General features: G+C 71.4%; 6 protein-coding genes. 4 read left to right on the top strand and 2 right to left on the bottom strand.

What is annotated here, in order from left to right; genetic code table 11:
- Window positions 1–3,438, top strand: a 3,438-nt coding sequence (locus VF697_RS02325; RefSeq protein WP_331091823.1) for an amino acid adenylation domain-containing protein, incomplete at its 5' end; no start/stop codon positions are given.
- On the opposite strand, the gene VF697_RS02330 is transcribed toward VF697_RS02325, so the two are convergent.
- Complete coding sequence (locus tag VF697_RS02330; protein WP_331091824.1) at window positions 3,409–4,356, bottom strand: N-acetylmuramoyl-L-alanine amidase family protein; 948 nt, start codon at window positions 4,354–4,356, stop codon at window positions 3,409–3,411. The two genes, VF697_RS02325 and VF697_RS02330, sit on opposite strands and share 30 nt — an antisense overlap.
- A 107-nt stretch (window positions 4,357–4,463) precedes the next feature.
- Window positions 4,464–6,926, bottom strand: coding sequence for an endopeptidase La (lon, locus tag VF697_RS02335; RefSeq protein WP_331091825.1), 2,463 nt, complete (start codon window positions 6,924–6,926; stop codon window positions 4,464–4,466).
- Between the two features lie 230 nt (window positions 6,927–7,156).
- On the opposite strand from lon, the gene VF697_RS02340 reads away from it, so the two are divergent.
- The 3 genes from VF697_RS02340 to VF697_RS02350 form a co-directional block, all read left to right on the top strand.
- On the top strand, window positions 7,157–8,413 hold the full coding sequence (locus tag VF697_RS02340; RefSeq protein WP_414641227.1) for a vWA domain-containing protein: 1,257 nt from the start codon (window positions 7,157–7,159) through the stop codon (window positions 8,411–8,413).
- A 180-nt stretch (window positions 8,414–8,593) separates the two neighbouring features.
- Window positions 8,594–9,457 (top strand): recombinase RecA, encoded by an 864-nt coding sequence (locus VF697_RS02345; protein ID WP_331091827.1) that lies wholly within the window; start codon window positions 8,594–8,596, stop codon window positions 9,455–9,457.
- Window positions 9,458–9,478: 21 nt separating this feature from the next.
- The coding region (locus VF697_RS02350) for a DNA polymerase Y family protein (protein ID WP_331091828.1) at window positions 9,479–10,607 on the top strand (1,129 nt) is incomplete at its 3' end.

Genomic DNA, 10,607 nt, shown 5'->3' on the forward strand with positions numbered 1-10,607 from the left:
GACTACGCGCGCTGGCAGCGGGAGTGGCTGAAGGGCGAGGTGCTGGAGGCGCAGCTCTCGTACTGGCGCCAGCGGCTGGCGGACAGCCCGCGGGTGCTGGAGCTGCCGTTGGACAGGCCGCGCTCGGCCCGGAGGTCCACGAGGGCTGGCCGGGTGCCGGTGGTGCTCTCCCGCGAGGTGAGCGAGACGCTCGGGGCCCTGGCGCAGCGCGAGGGAAGCACCCTGTTCATGGTGTTGCTGGCGGGGTTCCAGGCGCTGCTGGGGAGGTGGAGCGGACAGAAGGACATCGCGGTGGGCACGCCGGTGGCGGGCCGCACGCGAGCGGAGGTGGAGGGGCTGGTGGGCCTCTTCGTCAACACGCTGGTGCTGCGCACGGAGCTGTCGGGAGCGCCGACATTCCGGGAGCTGGTGGCGCGGGTGAGGGAGGTGGCGCTGGGGGCGTACGCGCACCAGGAGGTGCCGTTCGAGAAGCTGGTGGAGGAGCTGAGGCCGGTGCGAGAGCTGCGGCACTCGCCGCTCTTCCAGGTGATGTTCGTCCTCCAGAACGTCCCCGCCCGAGAGGTGTCGCTGCCCGAGCTGAAGCTGTCCCCGGTGGAGCAGGAGGGGGCGGAGGCGAAGCTCGACCTGATGCTGAGCCTCACGCAGACGCCGGAGGGGCTGCGGGGCGCGTTCGCCTACGACGCGGCCCTGTTCGAGCCGGCGACGATCGAGCGCCTGGCGCGGCACCTGGAGACGTTGCTGTCGACGGTGGCGGTGGCTCCGGATCGGCGGGTGGAGGAGGTGGAGCTGCTGGTGGGGGAGGAGCGTGCCCGGGTGCTGGAGGAGTGGAGCCAGGGCCCGCGAGTGGAGGGGCCGGTGGAGGGGCTGGGGCGGCTGCTGGTGCTCCAGGCGGCGCGGACGCCGGAGGCCATGGCGGTGGAGGGAAGCGGGCAGCGGCTGGGCTACCGGGAGCTGGAGGCGCGGGCGAGGAGCCTCGCGCACCGGCTGCGGCGCGAGGGCGTGGGCCTGGAAGTGCGGGTGGGGGTGCTGCTGGAGAAGAGCGTGGAGGCGGTGGTGGCCTTCTGGGGCGTGCAGCTCGCGGGGGGCGTGTACGTGCCGCTGGAGGCGGTGCAGCCGCCGGAGCGCCTGGCGTGGATGGCGGAGGACGCGGACGTGCGCGCGGTGGTGACGCGGCGGGGCCTGGAGGCGCGGTGCCGACTGGCCGAGGCCGTCCGCGTGGTGCGGCTGGAGGACGTGGAGGCGGAAGCCGGCGAATTGCCGGGAGGCGTCCAGCCGGGCAACGCGGCCTACATCCTCTACACCTCGGGAAGCACGGGGAGGCCCAAGGGCGTGGTGGTGACGCACGAGGGCGCGTGTGATCTGGTGAGGGGCAAGGCGGGGGCATTCGGGGTGGGGGCGGAGAGCCGGGTGATGCAGTTCTCCTCGCTGGGCTTCGACGTCTCCCTCTGGGACTACCTGCTGACGCTGGCGGTGGGCGGGACGCTGTACGTGCCGGCGGGAGGCAAGGTGCCGCTGGGCGAGGAGCTGCGGCGCGAGCTGGTGGAGGGCGGGGTGACGGTGCTGGCGTTGCCGCCCTCGGTGCTGGCGCTGCTGCCGGAGCAGGGGCTGGAGGGCCTGCGGGTGGTGATGGCGGCGGGCGAGGCCTGCCCGCCGGAGCTGGTGGAGAAGTGGGGCCGGGGCCGGCGCTTCGTCAACGGGTATGGCCCCACGGAAGTGTCGGTCTTCGCCACGTGGGAGGAGTGCGTGGCGGGCGAGGGCCGGCCGCCCATCGGCAGGCCGCTGGCCAACACGCGGGCGTACGTGCTGGATGGGGCGATGCGGCTGGTGTCCCCGGGCGTGGCCGGAGAGCTGTACCTGGGCGGGCCGGGGCTGGCGCGGGGCTACGTGGGGAGGCCGGAGCTGACGGCGGAGCGCTTCGTCCCGGACGCCTTCAGCGGCGAGCCGGGAGCGCGGCTGTACCGGACGGGAGACGTGGTGCGGTGGAGGGCGGACGGGCGGCTCGACTTCCTGGGCCGGGTGGACGCGCAGGTGAAGGTGAACGGAGTCCGGGTGGAGCCGGGCGAGGTGGAGACGGCGCTGCGGGAGCTGGCCGGGGCGAGGCAGGCGCACGTGAAGGCCTGGCGGAGTCCCTCGGGCGAGTCGCGGCTCGTGGCGTACGTGGTGCCCGGCGAGGCCACGCCGCGCGAGGAGCGGGAGCTGCGTGCGCGGCTGCGCGAGCGTCTCATGGAGGCGATGGTGCCCTCCGTGTGCGTCTACCTGGAAGCGCTACCGCTCACCGCCAGCGGCAAGGTGGATGGACGAGCCCTTCCCGCCCCGGAGGAGGTCCGCCCGGGTGGCCGAGCCTCCGTCGCGCCGAGGGATGAGCTGGAGCGCGAGCTGGCGCACGTCTGGGAGGAGGTGCTCGGGGTGAGGCCGGTGGGGGTGACGGACTCCTTCTTCGAGCTGGGCGGGCAGTCGTTGTTGGCGGTGCGGTTGGTGGCGCGGCTCCAGCAGCGACTGGGGAGCGCGGTGCCGTTGGCCGCGTTCTTCGAGGCACCGACCATCGAAGCGCTCGCCGTCCGGCTGCGCGCGGGCGTTCCGGCCGCCGCCCAGGGCAACAACCGCGTCACACTCCAGCCCGAGGGCACGCTCACGCCTGTCTTCTGGGTGCACCCGGTGGGAGGCAACGTCCTCTGCTACGCGGAGCTCGCGCGGCGGCTCGGCACCGGGCGGCCCTTCCATGCCCTCCAGGCCACGGGGCTGGACGGGCGCGAAGCGCCGCTCACGAGCGTGGAGGACATGGCGCGCCGGTACGTGAAGCAGGTGCGCGCCGTGCAGCCCGAGGGGCCCTACCTCCTCGGGGGCTGGTCCCTGGGTGGTGCGGTGGCCTTCGCGATGGCCCAGGAGCTGCGGCGTCAGGGACAGGAGGTGGCGCGGCTCGTCCTGCTCGACAGCTTCGCCCCCGCCGAGTCGCCTCCGCCTGAGCCGGACGAGGCCACACTGCTGGCGGGCTTCGCGGCGGATCTGGCCCGGAGCGCTGGCCGGGAGGTGCTCCTCACGCCCGAGTCCCTCGCGGGGCTGACGGCCGAGGAGCGGCTCCGTGTTCTCTGGAGACATGCGCTGGAGGCGCGGTTGCTGCCGCCCGGGACGGGACAGGAGGAACTGCGAGTGCTGCTGGAGGTGGCGCGAGCCAACCTCCACGCCGTGGCGCGGTACAACGTCTCGCCCTACGAGGGGCGGGTGGTGCTGCTCCGGGCGCGGGATGCGCGGCGGGGGGCGGCGGTAGACCCCACGCATGGCTGGGGACGCCTCATCTCCTCGGGGCTGACGGTCGAGGACGTGCCAGGAGATCACCACGGCATCCTCCGGACGCCGCACGTCGACGAGCTGGCGGAGCGACTCGGACGCTGGCTGGCGGAAGGGACGGAGTCAGGGCACGGGACCCGTGGCACGGGTTGAGGAGACCGCTGGGGGCGGTGGGGCACTCGTGGGCGTGGCCAGCGCGTCCACGAGTCCTCGCGCCACGGCCGCGGCGAAGGCCTCCAGCGTGCGCTCCTCGCGCCAGCGCTTCTCCTCCTCGAGATCCCACGCGTGGTGCGTCTCGATGATGACCGAGGGCATGGGCGGCATGCGTAGCACGAAGATGCGCTGCCCCGGCTGGTGCCGGCTCACGAAGGTCCCCGGCTGCTGGGTGTCGGGGTCGTACAGGCCCACGTAGTCCTCGCCCCCGTAGGGGTGGAAGCCCGCGTCCCCCATGCGCCGGGCCAGCGCGCGGGCCAGGGCCAACCGCTGGGAGAGCAGCGGCTCGGGGGTGTCGTCCGCGTAGAGCACGCTGTAGCCGGGGGCCGCGTCATTCCTCATGCACCACTGCTCCGGCGAGGCCATCCACCCGCTCGCCTCGCCCCGGGCGTCCGAGTGGAGGCTCACGAAGAGGTCCGCCTTCCAGCGCTCCGCCTCCGCGAGCCGCTCCTGGTACGTGGGGCGCTGCCCCGGCTTGCGGCTCAGCTTCACCCGGAAGTGCCCCGTGGCCTCCAGCCGCCGCGCCAGCTCCTGGGCCACCCGGAGCGTGTAGGACGCCTCCGGCTCACAGGTGACGGACGAGTTCCCGTCGTTCCCCGGCGCGCCGTGCCCCGCGTCCAGGTAGATGCGTTTCTTCCCGAAACCCTTGGGGAACTCCACCCGCGCCACCATGAGCGGGGCGCTCGCGGCGGGCCAGCGCGGTGGTGCCACCGGATCAGCGGAGGGGGCAGGGGAGACAGGTGCGGCGAGGGCAGGGACGGGCTCGGAATCCGTGGGGGCGGCTCGGGCCTGCTCCGCGCATCCAGCGGCGAACAGGGCACCGGTGAGGAGCAGCACCCACGCGGGGGTCTTCGGCATGTCCCCTGAGACGCCGCTGGGCGGCTCGGTGTTCCCAGAAAAGAGAACAGGCAGGCTCCCGAGGGGGAACCTGCCCGTCACGACTTCAACCCTGGCTCAGCCCGCGACTAGGCGCGGACCTCGGGGGTCGCCTCGGCCGCGGGATGCACGGCCTTCTCCCCCTCCTGCGGGGTCTTGAAGGGCGTCGTCTCCAGCGCCGCGGCGAGCACCTCGTCCATGCGGGTGGCGAAGATGAACTCGATGTCGTTCTTCGCCTGGTCCGGCACGTCCTGCAGGTCCTTGCGGCAGCGCTCGGGCAGGATGACGCGCTTGATGCCCGCGCGGTGAGCCGCCAGCACCTTCTCCTTGATGCCGCCCACCGGCAGCACCAGACCACGCAGCGTGGCCTCGCCCGTCATGGCCGTGTCGCCGCGCACCCGGATGCCCGTGAGCAGGCTGGTGAGCGCGGTGAGGATCGTCACGCCGGCCGAGGGACCGTCCTTCGGGATGGAGCCCGCGGGGAAGTGCAGGTGCAGGTCCGTCTTCTCGAGGAAGTTCGGGTTGATGCCGAGCGCCTCCGCCTTGCTGCGCAGGTAGCTCAGCGCCGCCGTGGCGCTCTCCTTCATCACGTCGCCGAGCTGGCCGGTGAGCGTCATGCCGCCCTTGCCCGCCATCTTGGTGGCCTCGATGAAGAGCAGATCGCCGCCGGCCGCGGTCCACGCCAGACCCGTGGCCACGCCCGGAACCTCCGTGCGCTCGGCGACCTCGGAGTAGTACATCTCGGCGCCCAGGATCTCCATCACCCGCTTGCCGTCGATGTTCTGCTTCTCGGTCTTCCCGCCGGCCACCTCTACCGCCACCGCGCGGCAGATGTCCGCGATGCGCCGCTCGAGGTTACGCACACCGGCCTCACGCGTGTACGAGACGGTCAGCGTGAGCAGCGCCTCGTCGGTGATGGTGATGTGGTCCGGGTTCAACCCGTGCTCCTTGAGCTGCTTGGGCACCAGGTGGATGCGGGCGATGCTCTGCTTCTCCTCGAAGGTGTAGCCGGACAGCTCGATGATCTCCATGCGGTCACGGAGCGGGCCAGGGATGGGATCCAGCTGGTTCGCCGTGGCGATGAAGAGCACCTTGGACAGGTCGAACGCCACGTCCAGGTAGTGGTCGCTGAAGGTGTTGTTCTGCTCGGGGTCGAGCACCTCGAGCAGCGCCGCGCTCGGGTCGCCGCGGAAGTCCGCACCGAGCTTGTCGATCTCGTCGAGCATCATGACCGGGTTCTTCGTCCCGGCCTTCTTCATGCTCTGGATGAAGCGGCCCGGGAGCGCGCCGACGTAGGTACGCCGGTGGCCACGGATCTCCGCCTCGTCACGCACGCCGCCGAGCGACAGGCGCACGAACTTGCGGCCCACCGCCTTGGCGATGCTCTGACCCAGCGACGTCTTGCCGACGCCCGGAGGCCCCACCAGGCAGAGGATGGGCCCGCGCATGTCGTTCTTGAGCTTGCGCACCGCCAGGTACTCCAGGATGCGCTTCTTCACCTTCTTGATGCCGTAGTGGTCCTTGTCGAGCGTCTGCCGCGCGTTCTCGATGTCGAGGTTGTCCTCGCTGAGCTTGGCCCAGGGCAGGTCGGCGATCCAATCGAGGTAGGTGCGCGCGACGGTGTACTCGCTGGAGGCCGCCGGAATCGTCTTCAGGCGGTTGAGCTCCTTGTTGGCCACCTTCTCCACGTCGGGCGGCAGGCCGGCCTTCTTCAGGCGCTCCTGCAGCTCGTCGAGCTCCTCCTCCTCCTCGCCCATCTCGCCGAGCTCTTCCTTGATCGCCTTGAGCTGCTGGCGCAGGTAGTACTCGCGCTGGGTCTTCGACATCTCGCCCTTCACGGCGGAGTCGATCTTGTTGGAGAGCTTGAGGATCTCGCGCTTGCGGTTGAGCAGCTCGAGCACGAGCTTCATGCGCGCCTTGAGGTCCACCGTCTCGAGGACGGCCTGCTTCTCCTCGATGGGCACGTCCACGTTGGCGGCGATGAGGTCCGCCAGGTGGCCCGGGTGCGTGATGGACTCGACGAGCTCGGTGGCCGCGGCCGGCAGCTCCGGCATCAGCTCGATGACCTCGCGGGCCAGCTTCTTGAGGTTGATGCCCAGGGCCTCGACCTCGACGTTCTCCGCCGAGGTCTTGTCCTCCACGGCGTCCACGCGGGCCTTGAGGTAGGGGGCCTCCTGCACCAGGTCCAGCACGCGGAAGCGCGCCAGGCCCTGGACCACGAGCGAGTAGTTGTCCTCGCCCATCTTCAGCAGCTTCACGATGCGGGCCACGGTGCCCATCGTGTACAGATCGGACGCGCCCGGGTCCTCTTCCTCGGCCCGGCGCTGGGTGACGACGCCGATCACCTGGTCGTCACGCACCGCGTCCTTGATGAGCGCGATCGTCTTCTGGCGTCCCACGGCGAGCGGAAGCACACCGCCCGGGAAGAACACCGAGTTGCGCAGGGGGAGGATCGGAAGGACCTGCGGAATGTCCTCCTTGTTGATCATCCCCGGGGGTGCCATGGCGGCCGGCATTGCCGTTGCGCCGCCCTTCTTCTTCTCGTCGGACATGGAGTCGATGCCTCGGTTTCCAGCCCGGTCGTACAGCGTCCGGGCCGGTTGAACTACTTCGTTGTCGATCTTCTGTGAAAGTTGACTCAACGTAGCAACCAAAACGGACATGGCAAACGCGACCTGCGTTTTTCCAGGTGGCCGTCGGGTGGCGGACGGTTGAGTCGCCGGAAGGTTGCTCGCACATCCTGCTGGGGTGGGGCATGTTGGCGCTCCACCTTTGTTACGCCATGTCGCGCGCTCCGCCGCGCCGCGTTCCTCAGGAGAATCCCGTGACGCATCCCATCCGATCGTGCGCGCTGCTGGCCGTGGCCCTGTGGGGGACGGCGTGTCACTCCCCCGTGGAGGCGCCCGGCTCCACGTTGCCCGGCCGGTGCCAGGCGGAGGCCCCGCTCATCTCGGCCCAGAAGACGGACATCCTCTTCGTCATCGACAACTCGGGCTCGATGTCAGAGGAGCAGGACGCCATCGCCCGGGAGCTGCCCGCCTTCATCGACGAGCTGCGGCGGGGGACCGGCGTGGCGCAGGACTTCCGCGTGGGGGTCATTACCACGTCGGTCTACCAACATACGTTCTTCAACAACAGCTACGACACCGTCCTCTTTCCCACCCAGTCCGGAAAGCTGCAGCCGGTGCCGGATGCGCAGAATCGCCCCACGGCCGAGCGCTTCATCGACTCGGGAGACCCGGAGCTGCTGGCCAAGTTCCGCCGGCTGGTGATTCAGGGCACGTTCGGGAGTGGCCAGGAGTCCCCCTTCGAGGCGGTCCGGCTGGCGGTGACGCCGCCCCTGACGACCACGGCCCTCGAGGAGGGAGGCAACAAGGGCTTCCTGCGGGAGGGGGCTCGGCTGCTGGTGGTGGTGGTCTCGGACGAGGAGGACTGTAGCTCCACCCAGCGGCCGCCGCCGGTCGCCCTGACGGAGGAGACGACGGTGGACCGCTGCAGCGAGCAATCGGCGCTGCTGACCCCGGTGCAGGAATACGCCCGCATCTTCCGCAACCTCGATGACGGGACGGGGACGACGCGCGAGGTGCTGTGGGCGACGATCGGACCGGTGGCGTTGACGGACAAGCGGGTGGGGCCGGTGTTGGAGACGACGCCGCAGGGGACGGTCGTGCGCAACGTGGACTGCCCGAACTCGTTCGGGCCGGGCATCCGCCAGCGGGAGATGGCCTCGCGCTTCGACACGGGCCTGCAGAACCTGGACTCCATCTGCCGGGCGAGCTACCGGGACACGCTGGTGGCCATCGCCAACCTGGCGACGACGGCGCAGAGCATCGAGGTGGTGAACCTGCCGGATCCGCTGCTGGCCCGGGTGGAGGTGACGCGGGGGGACGGCAAGGTGCAGACGTGCAGCGTGGCGGGCGGCGAGCTGTCCTACGAGCCGGCGGCGGAGGGCCGGGCGGCGCGCCTGTACTTCCAGTCCTCGTGCCCGCGTCGCGCCGCGGACCAGAAGGTCGAGGTCAAGCTGCTCTGCGCGAGCTGACGCTTCGGCTGATCTAAGGAGGGAACTCGGGTGAGGGTATGTAGTCCCCCCTGAGTTCCCCCCGTGCCGAGCTGCCCGAAAGGGCGACTCGTCTGCCCACCGAGCGACATTTCCTGGCGTATGTCAGATCGCTCGCCATACTGAACCCCGTTTCAGGTCCTGAGCCGGACGGGGGACGTAATGAGTAGTGGGACGGCGGAGAAGATGGCGGCGACGGTGGAGCAGCTGCGCGAGCAGATCCGCAAGCTGCAGGCGGCGCCCCGGAAGTACCTGGCGACGCTGCGCACGGGGGTGGAGGCCTTCGACGCGTTGTTGCCGGCGGGTGGGCTGCCGCTGGGACAGGTGGTGGAGCTGTGGGGCGAGGCGGCCTCGGGGCGGACGAGCCTGGGACTGAGGGCGGTGGCGTCGGCGCACCGGGAAGGCCGGCTGTGCGCGTACGTGGACGGCCCATGGGAGCTCTACCCGCCAGCGGCGATGGCCGCGGGGGTGGATCCCTCGCGACTGCTGCTGGTGCGGCCCAAGACGGCCGAGCAGCTCGCATGGTCGGCGGTGCAGCTCGTGCGCAGCGGGGCCTTCGCGTGCGTGGTGCTGGACTTGACGCGGGCCCCTCCGGGGACGGGGAAGGGCGAGGGCGGGGTGAGGCTGTCGCCGGCGGAGGGCAAGCGGCTGATGGAGGCGGCGGTGCGCGGCGGGACGCTGCTGCTGCTGCTCACGGCGCCGGAGGCCCCGGCGGACGGGATGATGCGCCTGCGCACCGAGGCTCGCGGAGACGAGGGGCTCTCGGTGGAGGTGGTGCGCAGCCGGCAGGGAGGAATCGGCTCGCGGGCGCTGGTGCCCTGGCGGGAGCTCTACCCGGAGCTGGGCGAGTGGGAGACGCCGTGGGGTGGGGAGCTGCTCCCGGCCGAGGACGTGACGGTGCCGGAGCTGGCTCGGGAGCAGGCGCCGCGTGAGGGCCACCGCGGAATCATGGGACAGCGTCCGGGACGGGACGTGCCGATGCCGTCGCTGCGCGCGAGCCTGGATGCGGGCTCGGCCCTGCACTGAGGCGAGGGGAGGGGAACGGACATGCGGCTGGGGTATCTGCACTTCCCGCGCTTCCCGGTGCAGCGCAAGGTCATCGAGCTGCCGGAGCTCACGGGCAAGCCCTTCGTGTTGGTGGAGGAGGTGCGCGGCCAGCAGCGGGTGGCGGGCGCGTCCACGAGCGCGCTGAAGGCGGGCGTGCGGCAGGGGATGACGCTCACCGCGGCGACGGCGATGGAGCCGGCGTTGAGGCACTTCCCATTCCGCCCCGAGGAGGAGCGGCGGGCGCTGGTGGGCCTGGGCGAGATGCTGATGGCATTGGTGCCGGGCTTCCAGCTCTCGGAGCCGGACGGCCTGTGGTTCGACGCGAGCGCGGCGAACCTGGCGAACGGGGAGGAGGGGCTGTGCGCGAAGGTGCTGGCCCTGTGCTCGGAGCACGGCTGGCGGGGGCGGGTGGTGGTGGCCTCGGAGAAGTTCACCGCGCGGGCCCTGGCGAGGCATGGGGCGCGGCGGATGGACGTGGTGCCGGACGGCGAGAGCGCACAGGCGCTCGCCCCGCTGCCGCTGGGGGCGCTGGAGGGCCCGGAGCAGGGGGCGTTCGCGGCGCTCGGGCTGAGCACGCTCGGTGAGGTGGCGGCGCTACCGGTGGGGGCGGTGACGGCCCGAGGCGGCGCGGTGGGCATGCGAGCGCACACGCGCTGCCGGGGCGGGGATGAGACGCCGTTCATCGCCGAGGTGCTGGAGGAGGTGCTGGAGGAGCGGCTGACGCTGGAGTGGGCGGCCGAGTCGCTGGAGCCGCTGCAATTCGCGCTCAAGACGGTGCTGGACCGGCTGTGCGGGCGGTTGGGAGGCCGGCGCCGAGCGGCGGTGCGGCTGAACCTCACGTTGAAGCTGGATCCCTCGGGACAGGCGGTGGTGCCGCTGACCCTGGCGAGGCCGACGGCGCAGTCGAAGATGCTGCTGGACCTGACGCGGCACCGGCTGTCGGACGTGCGGCTCGAGGGGCCCGTGGCGGGGCTGATCCTCCGGGTGGAGGAGGACTGCGAGGACCAGGGCCAGCAACTCTCGCTGGGAGACGCTCCCGAGGGAGACGCGGCGCTGGAGGTGGTGCTCTCGCGGCTGGTGACGGCGCTGGGGGAGGACTCGCTCTTCATGGCGTCGCTGGAGGACACGC

This window comes from Archangium sp. (assembly GCF_036388035.1).
Taxonomy (GTDB): Bacteria; Myxococcota; Myxococcia; order Myxococcales; family Myxococcaceae; genus Archangium.